This window comes from Hymenobacter sp. BT559 (genome assembly GCF_017571525.1).
In the GTDB taxonomy this organism is placed as follows: Bacteria; Bacteroidota; Bacteroidia; order Cytophagales; family Hymenobacteraceae; genus Hymenobacter; species Hymenobacter ginsengisoli.
In genome coordinates this window covers 1-18,646 of record NZ_JAGETY010000025.1, presented here as the reverse complement: position 1 = coordinate 18,646, position 18,646 = coordinate 1, and the positions used below count along the sequence as shown (strand labels likewise).

Below are 18,646 nucleotides of genomic sequence, written 5' to 3'. Positions count from 1 at the left end.
CAGCGCGGCAATCGCCCCAGAACGAGTCGTTCGGGTGTCGTTCTGGGGCGATTGCCGCGCTGCGCTCGCAATGACAAGTAGTGTGTAGTATTTTTTATTCAAACTTCCCCTTTGGAAATTCTCGTTATGATTGGCCAGCTGGTGCTGGGCCTGTCGCTACTCGTTGGCTTGCACGAATTTGGGCACTTTGCCTTCGCCAAGCTCTTTAAGATTAAAGTCACGAAGTTTTACATCTTCTTTGACTTCCTGTTTCCGCTACCTACGGTCTGGAACTTCAGCCTGTTCAAGAAAAAAGTGGGCGAGACGGAGTACGGCATCGGCTGGTTTCCGCTAGGGGGCTATGTGGCCATTCACGGCATGGTAGACGAAACTCAGGATGCCGATGCCCTGGCCGGCCCGCCGCAGCCCGATGAGTTTCGGGCCAAGCCGGCCTGGCAGCGCCTGCTGGTGATGCTGGGCGGCATTATTATGAACGTGCTTACGGGCATCGTCATTTTCACGGCCCTCACCTACAAGCTGGGCGAAAGCTACCTGCCCGCCTCGGAGGCGCGCTACGGCGTGGTGACGACCCACTTGGGCCGCGAAATGGGCTTCCGCGACGGCGACCAGATTGTAAAAATTAACGGCCGGCCCTTCGCTGAGTTCAACGACGTGTACGACCCCAATGTGCTGCTAGGGTCGGAAAGCTACTACACCGTGGAGCGCAACGGCCAGCTCCTCGACCTGCCCAAGCTGCCCCCGCGCTTCATGGATAAGATGAGCAAGGCCGGCGACAGCCTCTTCGTGGAGCCGCGCCAGCCCTTCATTCTCAAGGAGGTAGTACCCGGCAACCCGGCCGCCAAGGCGGGCATCCTGGCCGGCGACCGCATCACGCAAATCGGCAGCACCCCCATTCAGTACTACGACGAGCTGCTGCGCACCCTGCCCCTTTACAAAGGCAAAACGGTACCCGTGCAGGTGCAGCGCGGCGGCCAGACCCTAACGCTGCCCGTGGCTGTGAGCGCCACCGGCAAAATCGGCGTGCGCCCCGACCCGCAGCTGCACTTCAGCACCCGCTACTACAGCCTGGGCCAGTCGCTGCCCGAGGGCACCAAAAAAGCTTTTGGCGTTATCAGCCTGCAAGCCAAGGCATTCACGATGATTGCCAAGGGCCAGGCGTCGGCCTCCGAGAGCCTCGGCGGCCCGGTCGAGATTGCCCAGCAGTTTGGCGGGCATTGGGACTGGCCCCATTTCTGGACCTTAGTGGGCATGCTCAGCATGGTGCTGGCATTTATGAACCTGCTGCCCATTCCGGCCCTCGACGGCGGCCACGTGCTCTTTCTGCTCTATGAGATGATTTTGCGCCGCAAGCCCTCGGAGAAATTCCTCGAAGGCGCCCAGCGCGTGGGCACGGTGCTCATCCTGGCCCTGATGGTGTATGTGATTGTGGTAAAGCAGGTAATGAAGCTGTTTTAAGTTAATTTCAATTCTATAAAACCGTCTGTCATTGCGAGCGCAACGAAGTGGAGCGCGGCAATCTTTCCTTTACGCTAGGGTTACTAATCCAACGACAAAGGAAGGATTGCCGCGCTCCACTTCGTTGCACTCGCAATGACAGACGGTTTTAAGGCCAGCCATTTCCACTTACCATGCGCAAACTACCGCTCCTGCTCAGCCTGCTGCTAGGCCTGCCTGGCGTGGCCGGCACCCGCCACGCCTATCACTCCAGCATTCTGGAGCTGAAGCTGAACCCGCAGAAGCAGCAGGTGGAGCTGGCGCTGAAAGTCTTTACCGACGATTTTACCAGGGCCATTTCCAAAGGCCAGGCCAAGGCCGTGGACCTGCGCGAGCCGCGCGCCTTACCCCTCACCGAGCTATACCTGCACCAGCACCTGAAGCTGCTGCTGCCCGCCGCGCCGCACCAGCCCCGCGTGCCACTCGAACTAAAATTTCTAGGCTTACAAGCTGAAAAAGACGCTTACTGGCTCTACGCTAAGGTGCCACTGCCCCACCCCACTAAGGAGCTACTCATTCAGCAAGGCATACTGCTCGATGAGTTTTCGGACCAGATGAACATCGTGAACGCCGAAGGCAACGGCAAGAAAGTGAGCGCCTTGCTGCGTAATGGCCATGAGGAAGAAGTGCTAAACTTCTAGCTGCCCTGGCTAGCCTCGCCCAGCCACTGGCCAAACGGCCCTAGCGCCAGCAGCGCCGCCAGGATGTGCGCCCGAAAGGCCTCGGGCGTAAGGCGACGCACCTCGGCATCGGGGAGCGTATGCATCAGCAAAAATTGCTTGTGGCGCAGCCAGTTGGCCTCGGAATGGGTGGCCTCGTAGCCGGGCGGCATTTTCTTGAGCTGCTCGCCCGCTAGCCCCTGCGGGAAGAGCTGCCGGGCCGTGGGCGCCGCCAGCAGCGCGTGCAGGCCCTCGGGCGCGTAGTCAATTTCCTGCCGGATAGCGGCCAACTGCTCCTTGGTGGGCTCGTAGAGGCCGCCGGCGACCAGGGTCTGGCCGTTGGCGCCAATCTGCACGTAGCGGCCGGGTGCCTCCGAGTGCTTGCCGCCAGGGGCAAAGTAGGCCGAGAAGTGCGTTTTGTACGGCACTTTAATTTTGGAAAAGCGCACGTCGCGGTAGATGCGGAAGATGCACTTTTTGGGGTCGAGGCTGGCTAGCGCGGGCTCGTCTTGCACCAGCTCGCGCAGCCAGTAGGCCACATCTTGCTCAAAATCGGTGCGCAGGCGGTCGTAGGTGGCTTTGTGGTCCTGAAACCATTCGCGGTCGTTGTGCAGGGCGAGGTCGTGGAGAAAGTCGAGCAGGGTGGCGGGGTTCATAGCTGCAAAGATGCGGCGAGGGGCGGCCCGGCTAGGGGGTAAGCGCATACCAGGAGGCTCACTGCGGGCGTTGTGCGAATACTTATCTACTCTGCCACTGCACCTTGCCCACCTTTCTGCTTCTGTTATTCTGCTTGCTGGCTAGCCCAGCTCTTGCCCAAACGTCGGCGCTGCCTGCCCCATTTTGGTCTCAACAGCTAGCTTACCCTCGGGTGCGGGCAGCGTATGGGCGTTGCTGGCCCATGCTAGCGGCTCAGCTGCAAGCGCAGCACCTCGACTCGGCCCGGCTGGAGGTGTTCTTTCGCCTCATCAAAACTCGTGTAGCGCTTGAGGTATGGGCGCGCAACCAGGGCGAGGGGGCGTTTCGGCTGCTGCACATCTATCGGCTGGCGGCTACGTCGGGCCGGCTAGGCCCCAAGCGCCGGGCTGGCGACGAGCAGGTGCCCGAAGGCTTCTACACTATCGACCGCTTCAACCCGCAGAGCCTCTACCACCTCTCGCTGGGCCTCGACTATCCTACGGCCGACGACATTCTGGCTACCGGTCTGGCCGACCCCGGCGGCGACATCTTCCTGCACGGCTCTGACGTGACAGTGGGCTGCCTGCCCCTCACCGATGCAGGCATTGAGGAAGTTTACCTGCTGGCCGTAGCAGCCCGGGCGGCGGGGCAGGCCACTATCAACGTGCACCTTTTCCCTTTCCCACTGGTAGAAGAAGAGCTGCGCCGGCGCGAAGCCAGCCCCCACGCGGCCTTCTGGCGGGGGCTGGCCCCGGGCTATGCCTACTTTGAGGCGCACCGCACGCTAGCCCCGCCAGCGGCTCAGTACGCTACCCCAGCCCCGGCCACCAGGTAGGTCGGGTCTTCGAGAATGTTGACCTCAACCAGGGCACTGGCCCGGCCCAGCAGGTAGCGACAGTCGGGGCTGAGGTGGCGCAGGCGCAGGGTTTTGCCGGCGCGCTGGTAGCGCTCGGTGAGCTTGTGCAGGGCATCGAGGGCCGACATATCGGCCACCCGGCTCTCCTTGAAGTCGAGAATAACCTCTTGTGGGTCAGCAGCTACGTCAAATTTCTCCCCGAAAGCCTGCACCGAGCCGAAGAATAGCGGCCCGTAGAGCTCGTAGTGCTTCACACCGGCCGCGTCGAGGTAGTGGCGGGCCCGGATGCGCTGCGCATTTTCCCAGGCAAAGGCCAGCGCCGATACCACCACGCCCAGCAGCACCGCTAGGGCCAGGTTTTGGGAGATGGCCGTGATGGCCGTCACGAGCAGCATCACGGCCACGTCGGTGCGCGGCATGCGGCGCAGAATGCGTAGGCTAGCCCACTCAAACGTGGCAATGACTACCATAAACATGACGCCCACCAGCGCCGCCAGGGGCAGCCGCTCTATCAGCCCCGCGCCGGCCACCACAAAGCCCGCCAGCGCCAGCGCCGCCACCACGCCCGAAAGCCGCCCGCGCCCCCGCGATTCGAGGTTGACCATCGTTTGGCCAATCATGGCGCAGCCGCCCATGCCGCCCGTCAGGCCCGATGCCACGTTGGCCAGGCCCTGGGCCACGCAGTCCTGGTTTCTGCGGCCGCGGCTGTCGGTTATTTCATCTACCACCGTGAGGGTCAGCAGGCTTTCGGTGAGGCCCACCAAGGCCATGATGAACGCATAGGGCAGCACTACGGCCAGCGTGTGCCAGCTTAGCGGCACCTGCGGCAGGTGCGGGCTAGGCAGCCCGCCCGCGATGGAGGCGATGTCGCCCACCGCCTTGGTAGGCAGCCCACCGCCAATTACCAGCGCCGATACCACCACGATGGTCACCAACGAAGCCGGCACGGCTTTCGTCAGCTTGGGCAACAAGTACACAATAGCCATCGTGAGGGCCACTAGCCCACCCATGAGCAGCAGCGCCGCGCCGCTGAGCCAGTGCTCGGCCCCGGCTTCGTCGCGCACCTTAAACTGCTCGAGCTGCGCCATGAAGATGATGATGGCTAGCCCATTTACGAAGCCATAGACGACTGGCTTCGGCACCAGCCGAATAAACTTGCCCAGCCGCAGCAGCCCGATGGCAATTTGAATAAGCCCCATCAGCACCACGGCTACAAACAGGTACTCGATGCCCTGCTGGGCCACCAGGCTCACGATAACGACCGCCACCGAGCCGGCCGCCCCCGATATCATGCCGGGCCGGCCGCCCAGCACGCTCGTGATGAGGCAGATAACAAACGCCGACCCAATACCCACCAGCGGGCTAATGTGGGCCAGTAGGGCAAATGCTACCACTTCGGGCACCAGAGCCAGCGCGGTGGTGAGGCCGGCTAATATTTCATCTTTAGCATTGACTTTATACTGAGCTAAATTGGAAAGCGCAAACGACATGTCACTCTGATAATAAGGCAAAAGAAAAGCCGCACACTTCCAGCAGGAAGCGGCGGCACTGCGTTTTTGGACCCGTACTCAGGGTGGCGTAAGCTTGAAAATAGAAGACAGAAAACGGGGCATAAGCGCCGGCAAAGGTACGCCTGGGTATAGCGCTAAACTGCTGCATTGTACGCGAGCGCAGTGAGCCAGGGGTGCTAGGGTCGTCCGGCCCCGAATGCTCGCGCCCGTAGCAGAAGCTTCGCGCTACTGCTATACCGGCCGGCACGGTTTTTTCGTTTAGGCGGGCTAGCACCTACTTTATCTCGCTCATGCGCCGGCTCCTGCTTGCCCTTTTTGCTTTTTCCTTCTTCACTCAAGCCGCTCGGGCCCAGCGCCCTACCGACAAGTGGTATTTCGGCCGCCAGGCCGGGCTCGACTTTAGCAGCGGCACCCCCACCCCGCTGCTCGATGGCGCTATGACTACTTACGAGGGCTGCGCCACGGCCACCACCAAGCGTGGCGAGCTGCTCTTTTACACCGATGGCCAAACCGTGTGGAACCGCCAGCACCAGCCCATGCCGGGCGGGCGGCACCTCATGGGCTCGGGCAGCAGCACGCAGTCGGCGCTCATCGTGCCCGACCCGGGCTCGGGCAACATCTTCTACATCTTCACAGTGGCCGCGCAGGGCGCGCCCGATGGCCTGCGCTATTCGGTGGTTGACATGACCCGCGACAATGGGCTGGGCGACGTGCCCCGGGCTAACCTTCTGCTCATAACGCCGGTAGCTGAGAAGCTGGCCGCCGTGCGCCACGCCAACGGGCGCGACGTGTGGGTGGTGGCCCACCGCTGGAACTCCAACGCCTTCGTGTCGTTTCTGGTCACGGCCGAGGGTGTATCGTCGGGCAAGCCAATCATGAGCAACGTGGGCAGCATGAACGCCGGCCCCGGCCGCAATGCCATCGGGGCCCTCAAGTTTTCGCCCGACGGCCGCCACCTAGCCGCCGCTTTGTGGCGCGAAAATAACAAGTTTGAGGTGTATGACTTCGACCGCAATACCGGTAAGGTGAGCAACCCACGCAGCTTTGGCCCCTACGAAGAAGCCTATGGCGTGGAGTTTTCGCCTAATGGACGCCAGCTTTACGGCTCCTGCAACGGCAACACAAAAGACAAGAAAGTTGCTGCCGCCAGCGAAACGCAGATCATGCAGTTTGACCTGCAAACTGGCAAGGCCAGCCAAGTGGGCCACTCCTCCAACCACAAGCTAGGGGCCTTGCAGCGCGGCCCCGACGGCAAAATCTACGTGGCCCGCGAGGATAATTCCTTTCTAGGCGTGATTGAGCAGCCCAATACCAGCGGCGCGGCCTGCCAATACGTCGACGATGGCCTGAAGCTGGGCGGCCGTCGCAGCAAGCTGGGCCTGCCGGGATTTGTGGTGGAACCATGAAGCTGCCCCCTAGCCAACAATTGGCTAGGGCTGATGGCCGGTTGAGGCGTATTTTTACAAAAAATATCCTATGAAATTCTCTTTGTTTCCTGCAAAATTTCGCCTGCTAGCCCTGCTACTACTCGCCACGGGCAGCGTACTCACCTCGTCGTGCAAAAAAGATGACGTGGTAACTGACTATTCGGCCACCGATGATGCCACGATTCAGAAGTATGTGGCCGACAATAAGATAGCGAATGCTCAGAAGCAGCAGTCGGGCCTGTACTATGTGCCGGTTACGACGAATGCGGGGGCCGCCACACCCAAGCCGAGCGACGTAGTATCGGTGCTTTATACGGGCACGCTGCTCAATGGCACGGCCTTTTACTCAACCACCCAAAATGATAGTATGCCCGCTAGCTTTCAGCTGCAGGGAGGCCAGGTTATTCCGGGCTTTGCCGAGGGCGTGAGCCTGATGCACAAGGGCGATAAAGCGGTGTTCCTGGTGCCGTCGGGCCTGGCTTTCGGGCAGGGGGGCTCGCCGCCCACCGTACCGGCCAACACGGTGGTACGCTTCGACGTGCAGCTCGTGGATATCAACCCGAGCTTTGCCGTGCCCGATGATAACCTGCTTAAGCGCTACCTGACCAAAAACAGCATCACCACCGCTCAAAAGCAAGCATCGGGGCTGTATTTTATTCCGACCCTGCGCAACCCCAGCGGCGCGCAAGCCGTGTCGGGCACCACAGTATCGGTACTTTACACCGGCAAGCTGCTCAACGGTAGCGTATTTGACGCTACCTCGCAGCGTGGCAACCAGCCGTTTACGTTTATTGTGGGCTCGGGCGGCACTATCCCGGGCTTTAATGAAGGCGTGAGCCTGATGCGCAAGGGCGAAAAAGCTACTATCCTCATTCCCTCGGGCCTGGCCTACGGCGCACAGGGCAATTCATCTATCGGCCCCAATACGCCCCTTGTCTTCGATATCGAAGTGGTGGACGTAAAATAAAAAACGGGCATCCCGCCTACCCTAGCGAAGAGGCCCCGACCTGGCAATTGCCAGGTCGGGGCCTCTTCTTTTAGACTGTGCCGCTCGCGCCCCGGCCTGCGCCTGGTGCGTATTTTGCGGCCGTGCCCGCTCCCCTTCTTTCCGCTGCCGACTATGCCCAGGGCCTCGCCGCCGGGCAGCGCGGCACCCTGGCCCGCGCCATTACCCTGGTCGAAAGCACCTTACCCCAGCATCAGGCCCTGGCCCAGCAGGTGCTGCAAGCCGTGCTGCCCCACACGGGCGGCGCCCTGCGGCTAGGCATCACGGGCGTGCCGGGCGTGGGCAAAAGCACCTTTATTGAAGCGCTAGGGCTCTATCTGGTCGATAAGCTGGGCAAGAAGCTGGCCGTGCTGGCCGTGGACCCCAGCTCGCCGCGTGGCGGCGGCAGCATTCTGGGCGACAAAACCCGGATGCCGCAGTTGGCGGCCCACCCGCGGGCGTTTATTCGGCCTTCGCCGGCGAGCGGCAGCCTGGGCGGCGTGGCCCGCGCCACCCGCGAGGCCCTGCTGCTGTGCGAGGCGGCCGGCTACGATGTCATCTTCGTCGAAACCGTGGGCGTGGGCCAGAGCGAAGTGGCCGTGCACGGCATGGTCGATTTCTTTCTGCTCCTCATGCTGGCCGGCGCCGGCGACGAGTTGCAGGGCGTGAAGCGCGGCATCATGGAAATGGCCGACGCCCTGCTCATCACCAAGGCCGACCACGGCAACGAGGCCGCGGCCCGCCGCGCCGTGCGCGACTACGAAGGTGCGCTGCACCTCTTCCCGCCTACGGCCTCGGGCTGGACAGTGCCCGTGCAAACCTGCTCGGCCATCACCGGCGCGGGCCTACCCGAGGCCTGGGCGCTCATCGAGCAGTATGCCGCCCAAACCAAGGCTAGCGGCTACTGGCAGCAACGCCGCGCCCAGCAGCAGCTGCAGTGGCTGGAAGAAGCCGTGCGCCAGGCGCTGGAGGCACAGTTCTACGGCCGGGCCGGCGTGCAAACGGCACTACCAGGCGTACGGGAGGCTGTAGCAGCGGGGCACCTTACGCCGTGGGCGGCGGCGGGGCAGTTGCTAGAGACGCGTTACTAATCCTCTTACTAAAAGTATCTTAATTAGTATTTTTACGCAAGTAGGCGGGTCAATCGCTCACGCCAAGAAGCCGATAAATAAGGGGTCGCGAGTAAGGCTTGCACCTTATCCTGGTCGTACGAGTCGGCAGTCAGGCAATTGGCCATATCCTGAATAGTGACTGGGTAGGGCGAGCGCTCGATGAGTGTAATGGCATCGCCTGCGCTCAGAACCCCGGTTTGCTGCACCCGGAAGTAGATACCGTTGCGCCCGGCCGCCTCAAACTCGCGCACAATGCTGGGCCGCCCCAGCCGGATAGCAAGCTTAAAACAGGGCTGCCGGGGCTGCACAGCCAGCAGCACGACCGTTCCTATCTGAAAGCAGTCGCCTACTCTAACCTCGGCTTCGAGAAGCCCAGTCGTAGTCAAGTTTTCGCCGAAAGCTCCTGGCACGAGCTGCGCGGCGGGCAAGACCTGCTGCCAGTACGCCCAGTGTTCTTGTGGATACGCATACACCGCTTTATCACGGCCACCGTGCACGCGCAGGTCGGCCTGCCCGTCGCCGGCCAAGTGCTCAGCCTGCACCGCTACAGCCCCGGCAATTGGCTGCTTGAATATACTGGTACGCACCAGCTTCCCTTGCCAGGGCACCTCCTGTGGCAAAGAAATATTGACGGACTGAAGTTGCATCCGGCTAAGTAAGGCAACAACACGCCAAACGCGACGCGTACCTGCTTAGACGTCTTATTTGCCGCCCGCTAGCTCACCCAAATACACCTCCAGCACTGGGTAGCCCCCTAGCCCACTCTTACCGCGGTCGGCGGCGTCCTTCGGGTTGAGCTTATGGGCTAGCTCCCAGGCATCGGGCATGCCGTCGTGGTCGGTATCGGTGGGCGCAGGCTTCGATGCTAAAACCGGCCAGGCTTTCTGCGAGATGCTGTAGGGCGTGCCGTGCGGATAGCCGCCCTGCACGTCGATAATCCGGCCGGTGCGGGTGCGTACCTCCCGTACCATCCGCTGGTCGAGGGTGTCGCGCAGGGGGCGGCTAGCCCCGGCACCGGCCAGCACGAGGTCGTAGGCCTGCTGGGCGGGCTGGGTCGTGACGGGGCCTAGCTCGAAGGGCTGGCGGGCCTGCGCCAGGGCGGTATCGGCGCGGGTGCCGCCGTTCATGTCTACGCCGCGCCAGTTGTGGGCGGTTACTTCGGCGCTGGCCTCCTGGTAATTGCCGGTCAGGTAGAAGTGGCCATAGGGCAGCGGGTTGCTGCCTTTTTCAAGCTTGTAGGGGTTCAGCAGGCGCTGGCGCACGACAGCTTTGGTGCTGGGGCCGGGCTTGTAGTAGTTGTTGACAATGTTGTAATTGCCGCCCTCGCCGGCATACACGTTGTTCTCGCCCCAGTCGTAGATGACGTTGTTGCGGAAGTCGCAGTTTTCGTAGCCCGCCGCGTGGGTGTAGCGGCTGCCGTTGAAGCGCGGCGTGCGCGAGTTGCAGTGCACAAACAGGTTGTGGTGCATGCTGGCGTGCTGCCCGCCCCAAATGCCACCGTAGCCGTGGTGCTCATAGTCTTTATCGCCTTCCTCGAAGTGATACGAGTAGTTGAGTGGCGGCCCAATGAGGTTCCAGCTGAGCGTGGTGCTATCGCCCTCATACACCGAAAAGCACTCGTCGGTACTCCAGCTCATCGAGCAGTGGTCGATGACGAGCTGATGGCTGTGCAGGCCGCCGAAGGCATCGTCGCCGCCCGCACCATCCTTAAAGCCCTGGTTCTGGTTTTTATCGCCCATCCGAAAGCGAATGAACCGCACTATCAAGTTGTTGGCTTTGACTTGCACCGGGTAGTCGGCCAGGCAAATGCCCCCACCCGGCGCCGTTTGGCCCGCAATGGTTGTGTTCGACTTACTGATGGTAAGCGGCGAAAGCAAGTGTATGGTGCCCGACACCCGAAACACGATGGTGCGGGCCGGCGCCTTTTGCTCGCTCAGCTGCACGGCGTAGCGCAGGCTGCCGGGCTTGCCATCATCCAGTAGGTTAGTTACTTCAAGCACCGTGGTGGGCACTGCGGCCGTGCCGCGCCCGCCCGTGGTGAAGCGGCCCGCGCCCTCGGCCCCCGGAAAGGCCGGCAGCCGCGCCGGCGCGGCCGGAGTGCCCAGGCGCAGGCCCCAGCCGGTGGCCATCGTAGTCAGCAAAAGCGCGTGGCGCAGCCCAAAGCCTGGTAGCATAAATCAACAAAAAACTGGGTGGGAGGTAGCGGTAGGCTGCAAATATGCCGTACTCATTCGCCGGGCTAGCCCACTGGCGCGCTTTTCTTTGCGCAATCGTTGTCGGCAACGTTGCCACCGGCGGCCGGGGCGATGCCGGTCGTTTGCTATGCCTGACCCCTCTCCACAGCCCAACCGCCTGCCGCTGGGCGCCCTTAGCTTCACACTGGCCCTGGTGGCGCTAGCGGGCTACGTCGATGCCGTGGGCTACCTGCGCTTTGCGGGCGTGTTTGTGTCGTTTATGAGCGGCAATACCACTTCGCTGGGCGTGGCTGTGGCCCACGAAAACACCGCGAAGGCCGGCGAGCTGGCCGGGGTGGTCGCGCTATTCGTGGTGGGCGTAGTGGGCGGCAGCCTGCTGCACCGCCGGGCCGGGCGGTGGGGCAATTCGCTGATTTTGGTAGTTATAGCCAGTTTGCTGGGGCTAGCCTACGCCTGGCCGGTAGCGGCTATCGAAAGCATGGTGCTGGCGATGGGTACACTCAACGCCTCGGTGCACGAGGTAGGTCGCGTGAAGGTCAGCCTCACGTTTGTGACGGGTACGCTGGTGCGCTTCGGCACGGGGCTGGCCGACTGGCTCAGCGGCCGGGCGCCGGCGCAAGACTGGCGCTGGCCCATCACCCTGTGGCTGGCGTTTCTGGCCGGGGCCATGGGCGGGGCGGCGGCCCTGCACCACCTGGGGCCGCTAGCCCTGCCAGCCGCGGCGGGCCTGAGCGTGGTGCTGGCCGCCGCAGCCGGTTGGGTGCGCGGCACCCGCTAGCCGGGGCTCAGGCGCCGCGTCGCCGCAGGTTCAGGTAGTCGAGGTAGTACAAGACCTTCACCGACACGTTGTTATTGTGCGGGGTATTGGCCACGTTGGCCAGGTTGTCGAAGTACAGCGGGGTGGCCTCGTTGCCGAGCAGCGAGGTAGCGTTGGCGTTTTTCCATACCAGGCTCACCTGCGAGCCGGGCGCAAACCACCACACCAGCGAGGCATCTACGTTGAAAGCACTGAAGCTCGTGTCGTGGTTGCGCTGGTAGTCGGGCAGCTGCTCCTCGGCCCCACCCGGCCGCAGGCGGGCAAAGTCGAAGTAGCGCACCGTGCTCACGTAGTGCCGGATGCGCATGGTGAAAGAAATCCGGTTGGTAAACGTGTAGTTGGTAGTCAGCGTGTTGGTAAACGTGGTCACGTTGCGGCGGCCCAGCAGCACATCGGGCCCTAGCAAGGCACTATACATCTGGTCGATGGGCTGCGCGAGGTCAAAGCCATCGTTGACGTAGCCTATCTGATTCAGCTTCAGGCTATAGTCGTAGGTATAGCGAAAATTCAGCTTATTGTTCACGCGGTAGCGTGGGCTTAGGGTAAAGCCGAAGCCGTAGCGGCGCGGGCGGTCGGCGAGCCGGTCGTCGATGGCATAGGGCCGGATGCCCGCGTTTACGTCGTAAGCCAGCTTCTTGCGGTAATCGCTCGACACGAAGGCGCCCAGGTTGTAGCTCGCCGGCACCCGCACGTAGTACTGGCCCAGCGGCGCGGTGCGTGGCTCGTAAAAGTCGTGCTTGGGCAGGTCGAGGTTAATGTTAAAACCTGTGGTTAAGAAGCTTTTGGTGAACGTAGTATTGACGTTGCCATACAGCCCCGCATTCTGATAAAGCAAGGGCCGAAACAGCGCCGAGTGGTACACGCCCAGCGACGAATACAGGTTGTTCACCTTCCAGAACGGCTGGTACTTGTTGTAGTTGACGGTAGCCGACTGGCTCACGTTGTTGTTGCCAAACAAGATGCCCAGGTCATTGGGATTGTAGGTGTCCGACTCGATGCCGTGGTCCACGTTCCACTGCCAGTTGCCCGAAATCTTGCCGTAGTTGAGGTAGTATTTGTAGCCGCTAGGGTCGCTCACCGGCGCATCGGAGTACATACTCTGGCCGCGCCGCTGCGAATAATTCAGCTGGCCCTGAAAGGCGTACTGATTTTTCTTGTCCACCAGGCGAAACAGGCCGGCCGTCACGTTGGCGTCGTAGGTGCTGCCGGCGCGCGTCACGTTAGTGTTGATGAGCGACACGTAAGAATTGTGCGGCAGGCTCTGGTCGAGCACCACAATATTGTAGTTGGTCAGCGGCTGGGTCAGCACGTCGCGCTGCCGGCCGCTCACCGAGTCTTGCAAGGTGGCGTAGCTAGGGGCCGAAACAGCATTAAACACCCCAATACCCAGCCCCTTGCTGGTGCGGCCCGATACTTTGGTGGCGTTGAGCAGGCGCGTCAGGCCCTGGTTGTGGTACAGAAATTCGCCCTTGCGCAATGCGCCGCCTTCTCCCGCTAGCCCTGCTACCTCGTTGAACCCCAGCGGCTGCGCGCCCACCCGGCGCGAATAGAACAGGCCACCCTTGTTGAAGAGCTCGGTGCCTTCGGTAAAAAACGGCCGGTTTTCCTGGTACTGCACCTCAAAGGGCGACAGATTGAGCACCTGGTTGTCGCTGATAGTCTGCCCAAAGTCGGGAATCAGCGTGGCGTCGAGCGTAAAGCTCTCGTTGATACCCCACTTGAGGTCGGCGCCCGCGTTGAAGCTGGTGCTGGTATTTTGCTTGCCCTGCTCGTTGTAGGGGTAGTGGTTGGCGTAGGCGCTCACGTAGGGCGTGAGCGAGAGGCGCAGCGGTGGGTGCAGGTTTTCGAGGCTGGTAAGCTCGCCCCATTGGTTCACGAAGCCATCAATCTGGGGCTGAATGGGGTTCCAGAAAAACTGCTGGTTGCTGGCCTTGCGCTGGCGCATGAAGTTGACGCCCCAGGTTTGCACCGGCGCCTGCGCAAAGCGAATGGCCGAGTACGGAATCCGGATTTCGACGCTCCAGCCCTTGCCGTCGGGCAACATGGCCACGCGGCTGTCCCACACGGCATTCCAGGCGCCATCTTCGCCGTTGGCGGGCGAGTAGCGGTTATCTATCTGCACGCCGGTGCTTTGCACTATAAAACCATAGCCGTTGAGGTGGTCGCGGTAGGGGTCGAGGAAAATGGCGAAGAAATCGGTGTTGCCGCCGTTATCGCGCTGGGTCAGCTCGCGCCGCATGCTGTCGGGGCTGGCTTCCAGCATTTTGGCCCCTACGTACAGCGCGGCATCGTCGTAGAGCACGCGCACTTCGGTGGGCAGGCGCTCGGGCCGGCCGGGGTGCGGCCGCAGCTCGGTAAACTGGCTGGTGGCCGGGGCGGTGGCCCAGGCTGCGTCGTCGAGCAGGCCATCTAGTTTAACAGGGTTAGCCACGCGCTGGGCGGCTAGCTGGCGGCGCGGCACGGCTGCCGCGGTTGGGGCGCCGGGCAGGCTCTTTTGGGCGGCGGCCGGAGTAGCCGCCAGCAGACAACAATAGCCTAGCAACAGGCCGAAAAACCCTCGCTTAGCCAGGAAAACAAACATGATGGGTGAATGAATTTAACGTGCAGCAGGGCCATAGACACAGGTATGCACCCAGTCGTTGTCTGGCATTCCAAGTATTTTTTCAGGCGCTTTCTACCTGGCTTCAATAGCAGCTTGCAGTAGGCACGTGAACCGAGGCGCTGCCCATGGCTGGCTACGGGCTAGCAGCTGCTCAACCACGAGGGTATGCACGCGCCACCTCCTGATGAGTAAACCTGTAACTCTTCGGCTATTAGCGCTTTGTAAGGGCTAGCGAACAGTAGAGTCACGCTATTTCCGGCCCGTAGCGCCCCCTTACTCCTAAAGCAGTTTTCCTTTCATGGCCAACGGCTACGTAGCCCTCGCCCACCCCTGGCTAGGGCTGCTTGCGGAAGAAGATGTCGCCGCTCACTGATTCGAGTTTCACGAGCGGGCCGCCACCCTGGCCGTAGCTGCCGTGCAGCTGGTAGCCCACGTAGCTGCGCTGCTTGAGGTTGCTGAAGGTCACGGCCGGGTCGGCGTACACCTCGCCCGAGATGGACTTGAGGCTAAGCTCAGCAGCCTTGGTGGGCGGCCAGGCCAGGTATACATCGCCACTTACACTTATAGCCTCTATCGCATTGCCACTCACTTGGTTGAGCTTCACGTCGCCGCTCACGCTGCGCACGTTTACGGGGCCGGTGAGCGCGCTCAGCTTTAGGTCGCCGCTCACAGTTTTGACGGTAATGGCGCCGCCCAGGCCGCTCAGGTCTACATCGCCGCTGAGGGTGCTGATGCGCAGCGCGGCACCGGCGGGCACCGTCACCTCGTACTCAATCTTGGCGCAGTAGCTGTACTCACCTTTGCTGTAGGTCACGGTGGGGCGAAGGCCGCCGGTCTTGCTGGAGCGGGTGTAGCCGCCGTGCAGACCGCCGCCCGAGTTGCTGCGGCTGCCACCCTCGCAGTCGCCCTGGTAGTGGCTTTCGCGCAGCTTGTCCTCGTCGAGTTTTTCTACCACGCTCACCTCGCCGTCGCCTTTTTCCAGGGCCAGACTGTAGAGGTCGTTTTGCGCGTTGTTGTTGATGCTGACCTTGGCCTGCACACTCAGGCTGGCCCCCGGCCGCACCCGGATGTTGTGGGCATATTTTAAGTCGAGAAACACGCCCTGGCTGGCAGCCAGGCTAGCGGTTTGGGTTACTACGCGCTGGGCCAGGGCCGGGCGCAGGCCGCCGAGCAGCAGCAGGGCAGCGAGTAAAAAGCGGTTCATAGTCTGGTGATGAAAGGATGGGGTGATGTGGTAAAGAGTAGGCAAGCCACGGGCTAGCGAAGCCGCGGCACGCGGCTCCGGCGCCCTGCTTTTGCCCTGTTTTGGCTAGGGAGCGGTGCTATTTAGCCTTGCGCACAAACACGTCGCCGCTCACCGACTTAAGCGAGAAGCTGGTGCCGCCGCCGTTGGCACGGCCCTCCACGGTTTGGCCGCCCACGTGGCGCAGACCGCTGCCGCCGTCGAGGTTGAGGTCGAAGTCGGTATAGATTTCGCCCGAAATCGAGCGCATGGAGAGCGATACTTTGGCACTGGCGGGCAGCGTCACATCCACGTCGCCGCTCACGGTAGTGATGGCGCTGGGCTGGCTAGGGGTGGCGCTGAATTGCACCTTGATGTCGCCGCTCACCGTGTTGACCACTACCGGGCCGCTCACGTTCAACAGGCGCATATCGCCCGAGAGCAGGCGGGCCTCGATGCGCCCGGCCAGGTCGCGGATGATGAGGTCGTCGGAGCCACCCATCGGGTCCGAGTTGAAGAGCACGTCGGTCTGGCGCGGCACGCGCACCGTGTAGTGGCCATCGCCGCGGGCGGTGCGGGCCACGCGCAGGGTATTGTCGCCAGCGGTGGTCACGGCCAAGCCGAGGCGGGTATTGTCGGAACCGCCGCTGTAGATGGGGCGCAGGCCATTGGCCAGGGCCGGCGGCGCTTCAAAGTGGCCGGTGCCGTGAATGACCAGCTCATCGCCGCCGTAGCCTTCCACCGTTACGTCGCTGCCGCGCAGGTCGAGTACCACCTTGCGGTTGGTGGCGCTGGGAAACTTCATTTTAAACTCCTGGGCGCGTAGCGCCGAAGGCAGGGCCAGCCCGAGGGCTAGCAGCGGAAGTAGGATAAACTTTTTCATATTGAGGAGGGCGAAAGAAAAATGAGGCAGCCAGCAAAGCGCAGTGGCACCACGCTCACCCACCCGCTGCCAACTTCTTCGCGGTGGGGTTTTCCAGAGGCGGCGTGCCACGCCGCTTGGTAATCTGATTCAACTAGTAAGCCTCTAGGACCTGGTGGCCATTATCAGCACAACCCATTATCAACTAGTACTTTATAAATATAAATTTAAATCAATTGTCCCACACCGCTTTCGGCTTGCAGACGCACGGCAGGGAGCACATCAGGCTTCTTGGCTAGCTCTTCGAGCTGGGGCACGGCGCGGGTTTCGCGCAGCGTCACGAGGGCGTCGATGAGGGTGATTTGCACGTTGGGGTCGGTTTGCAGGGGCAGGGCCTCCACCAGGGCCGGGCCTACGCGGGGGTCGTTGCGGAGGCGCACCAGGGCTTCGCAGGCGGCTAGCCGCACGTTGGGGTTGGGGTCGGTGTCGAGGGTATGGATGAGCGTGAGCACGGCCGGGTCGTTGGGGGCCGTAATCAGGGCCGGGGCCTGGCTCACGAGCTGCAAGCGCTGGCTGGCCGTGGCCGGCTGCTGCCTAGCGGCTGCCAGCTTCACCGATAAGGAAGGCTGCCTGCTGGGCGCGGGCTGGTCGTTTTGGGCCAGCTGCGCCGTAGGCTGGCCGCCGCGCAGCAACAACCCCAGTATGGCCCCTACGGCTACCAGCGCCACGCTGGCCGCCACCCGCAGCCACTGCTGATTGAAGCTGCTTTTAAGAGGGCTAGCCACTTGCTCGGTAGCCGGCGCGGCCAGGGGCTGGCCGCCGCGCTGGGCCGTCAGGCCAGCGGGCGAAGCTGCGGCCAGCTTCGCCTTCTCCTGCTCCAGCATAGCCTGAAAGTCGTCGCGCATGGCCAGGGGCGGCAGCTCGGGCGGCAAGGCGTCGAGGTCGTTGAAGAGTTGGCGCAGCTCGGCTAGCTCGGCCTGGCAGGCGGGGCAGGCCGGCAGGTGGGCGGCCAGGTGCGCCGCCTCGGGCGGTAGCGGCTGGCCATCGGCCAGCTCCGGCAACCACAGCCGCAGCTCGGCGCAGGTGGGGTCAGTAAGGTGAGAGTTAATAGCCACTTTCGTAATTTATTAAGTATGAAGCAGTAGGTAGCAATTCCTTTTTATCAATTAGTTAGCTTAAATAAATCTTTCTCAGCGCATCCAGCGCGCGGTGGGCTTTAACTCTAGCCGCGCCAGCGGTGCACCCTAGCTGCTCCCCTATCTCGGCATAGTCGAAGCCCTGGAAGCGGTGCAGCAGCAGCACCTCGCGCTGGGCGGCCGGCAGCAGGCCTAGCGCTTCGTGCAGGGCCTGGTGCTGGTCGGTGGCGGCGCGCTGGGCCTGGGCCTGGCGGCCGTGGGCGGCCGTTTTTTCAACCTCTTCCAGGTCGGCGCTGGGCCGCTGGCGCTGGTAGTGGTCGGCCCACACGTGGCGCGCCATCTGGTAGACCCAGGCCCGGAAGGGCTGGCCCGGCTGGTAGCTGGCGCGGTAGCGCAGCACCCGCACAAACACGTTCTGGGTCAGGTCCTGGGCCAGGTCGCGGTCGCCGTTGGCCAGGCGGGCCAGAAAGCCGAAAAGTGGGCCGTGGTAGCGCTCAAACAGCCCGGTTAGCTGGTCGAGGTCGCCGGCCTGCACCTGGGCCATCAAGGCTTCGTCGCTGAGGGCAGTAACGGTGGCGGCAGGCATAGGGGCGGCGGTAAAAGAAGCGGAAGCGACAGGTTTTGCAGGGAGTACCGGCGAGGTAGCCATTCGTTACAGCGGGGAGTAAATTATTTTATAAAAAGTCTGCATCCGGCCGCAGGGGCACAAAAAAGCGGGCTGGCCATCTGTTCTTCCAGATAACCAGCCCGCTCACCATCAGCCAATTGGCTAAGTGGTTAATTCTCGTTCACGTTGATATTAAAAGTCGATGACTTGCCCTTGCCGCTCGCCGGCTGGCCTAGCAGCTGGCGGTAGCGCGCCACTTGGGCGGGGGTCAGCTCTTTGCCATTCACGCGCCCACCCTTGTCGGTGAGCTGGAAGGAGAAGCTGCGGTCGTCTTTGCCGATGAGGCCATCTTGGCGCAAGGCACCGCGCAACTTCTCGGTTTTGGGGGCAGCTGGCGCGGGCGGGGGTGGCGGCGCCTGGGGCGACATGGGCCCTAGCGGGGCCAGCGGCGCGCGGGGCGGCCGCGGCGGCCGGGGTGGCGTGGGC

Annotated in this window: 17 protein-coding genes; 7 read left to right on the top strand and 10 right to left on the bottom strand. The window is 62.5% G+C overall.

Annotated features, from left to right (window positions below):
* The first annotated feature begins 111 nt into the window (after positions 1-111).
* Together rseP and J4D99_RS21590 are read left to right on the top strand one after the other, a co-directional pair.
* Positions 112-1,455 (top strand): RIP metalloprotease RseP, encoded by a 1,344-nt coding sequence (rseP, locus tag J4D99_RS21595; RefSeq protein ID WP_208133829.1) that lies wholly within the window; start codon positions 112-114, stop codon positions 1,453-1,455.
* Positions 1,456-1,628: 173 nt separating this feature from the next.
* Positions 1,629-2,135, top strand: a complete 507-nt coding sequence (locus J4D99_RS21590) for a DUF6702 family protein (RefSeq protein ID WP_208133828.1) — start codon at positions 1,629-1,631, stop codon at positions 2,133-2,135.
* Here the strand turns inward: J4D99_RS21590 and J4D99_RS21585 are convergent.
* Entirely contained in the window at positions 2,132-2,857 is a 726-nt protein-coding gene (locus J4D99_RS21585; protein WP_208133827.1) for a DUF2461 domain-containing protein, read from the bottom strand. The genes J4D99_RS21590 and J4D99_RS21585 overlap by 4 nt on opposite strands.
* A gap of 194 nt (positions 2,858-3,051) precedes the next feature.
* Here J4D99_RS21585 and J4D99_RS21580 point away from each other — a divergent pair, with 194 nt between their 5' ends.
* Positions 3,052-3,663, top strand: coding sequence for a L,D-transpeptidase family protein (locus J4D99_RS21580; protein WP_208133826.1), 612 nt, complete (start codon positions 3,052-3,054; stop codon positions 3,661-3,663).
* On the opposite strand, the gene J4D99_RS21575 is transcribed toward J4D99_RS21580, so the two are convergent.
* Positions 3,630-5,174, bottom strand: coding sequence for a SulP family inorganic anion transporter (locus J4D99_RS21575; RefSeq protein ID WP_208133825.1), 1,545 nt, complete (start codon positions 5,172-5,174; stop codon positions 3,630-3,632). The genes J4D99_RS21580 and J4D99_RS21575 overlap by 34 nt on opposite strands.
* A 311-nt stretch (positions 5,175-5,485) precedes the next feature.
* Here J4D99_RS21575 and J4D99_RS21570 point away from each other — a divergent pair, with 311 nt between their 5' ends.
* The 3 genes from J4D99_RS21570 (at position 5,486) to meaB (ending at position 8,698) form a co-directional block, all read left to right on the top strand.
* A complete protein-coding gene (locus J4D99_RS21570; RefSeq protein WP_208133824.1) occupies positions 5,486-6,601 on the top strand; it encodes a WD40 repeat domain-containing protein in 1,116 nt (371 codons plus the stop codon).
* A gap of 70 nt (positions 6,602-6,671) precedes the next feature.
* Positions 6,672-7,589, top strand: a complete 918-nt coding sequence (locus J4D99_RS21565; RefSeq protein ID WP_208133823.1) for an FKBP-type peptidyl-prolyl cis-trans isomerase — start codon at positions 6,672-6,674, stop codon at positions 7,587-7,589.
* A 77-nt stretch (positions 7,590-7,666) separates the two neighbouring features.
* Complete coding sequence (gene meaB, locus J4D99_RS21560) at positions 7,667-8,698, top strand: methylmalonyl Co-A mutase-associated GTPase MeaB (RefSeq protein ID WP_370551490.1); 1,032 nt, start codon at positions 7,667-7,669, stop codon at positions 8,696-8,698.
* Between the two features lie 32 nt (positions 8,699-8,730).
* On the opposite strand, the gene J4D99_RS21555 is transcribed toward meaB, so the two are convergent.
* Together J4D99_RS21555 and J4D99_RS21550 are read right to left on the bottom strand one after the other, a co-directional pair.
* The gene (locus tag J4D99_RS21555; protein WP_208133822.1) at positions 8,731-9,366 is read right to left on the bottom strand and encodes an MOSC domain-containing protein; all 636 of its coding nucleotides are present in this window, start codon (positions 9,364-9,366) and stop codon (positions 8,731-8,733) included.
* A 54-nt stretch (positions 9,367-9,420) separates the two neighbouring features.
* The gene (locus J4D99_RS21550; protein WP_208133821.1) at positions 9,421-10,893 is read right to left on the bottom strand and encodes a pectate lyase family protein; all 1,473 of its coding nucleotides are present in this window, start codon (positions 10,891-10,893) and stop codon (positions 9,421-9,423) included.
* A gap of 148 nt (positions 10,894-11,041) precedes the next feature.
* Between J4D99_RS21550 and J4D99_RS21545 the strand changes: the two genes are divergently transcribed.
* Positions 11,042-11,692: a YoaK family protein gene (locus J4D99_RS21545; protein WP_208133820.1), complete on the top strand. Its 651-nt coding sequence runs from the start codon at positions 11,042-11,044 to the stop codon at positions 11,690-11,692.
* A gap of 7 nt (positions 11,693-11,699) precedes the next feature.
* Here J4D99_RS21545 and J4D99_RS21540 read toward each other — a convergent pair whose 3' ends face one another.
* The 6 genes from J4D99_RS21540 to J4D99_RS21515 all read right to left on the bottom strand — a co-directional run.
* Positions 11,700-14,312 (bottom strand): DUF5916 domain-containing protein, encoded by a 2,613-nt coding sequence (locus tag J4D99_RS21540; RefSeq protein ID WP_208133819.1) that lies wholly within the window; start codon positions 14,310-14,312, stop codon positions 11,700-11,702.
* A 355-nt stretch (positions 14,313-14,667) separates the two neighbouring features.
* Positions 14,668-15,537: a DUF4097 family beta strand repeat-containing protein gene (locus tag J4D99_RS21535; RefSeq protein ID WP_208133818.1), complete on the bottom strand. Its 870-nt coding sequence runs from the start codon at positions 15,535-15,537 to the stop codon at positions 14,668-14,670.
* A gap of 118 nt (positions 15,538-15,655) precedes the next feature.
* Positions 15,656-16,438 (bottom strand): DUF4097 family beta strand repeat-containing protein, encoded by a 783-nt coding sequence (locus J4D99_RS21530; protein ID WP_208133817.1) that lies wholly within the window; start codon positions 16,436-16,438, stop codon positions 15,656-15,658.
* A 206-nt stretch (positions 16,439-16,644) separates the two neighbouring features.
* Positions 16,645-17,532, bottom strand: coding sequence for a HEAT repeat domain-containing protein (locus tag J4D99_RS21525; protein WP_208133816.1), 888 nt, complete (start codon positions 17,530-17,532; stop codon positions 16,645-16,647).
* Positions 17,533-17,587: 55 nt separating this feature from the next.
* Positions 17,588-18,139 (bottom strand): RNA polymerase sigma factor, encoded by a 552-nt coding sequence (locus tag J4D99_RS21520; protein WP_208133815.1) that lies wholly within the window; start codon positions 18,137-18,139, stop codon positions 17,588-17,590.
* 191 nt (positions 18,140-18,330) lie between these two features.
* Positions 18,331-18,646, bottom strand: a 316-nt coding sequence (locus tag J4D99_RS21515) for a hypothetical protein (protein WP_208133814.1), incomplete at its 5' end; no start/stop codon positions are given.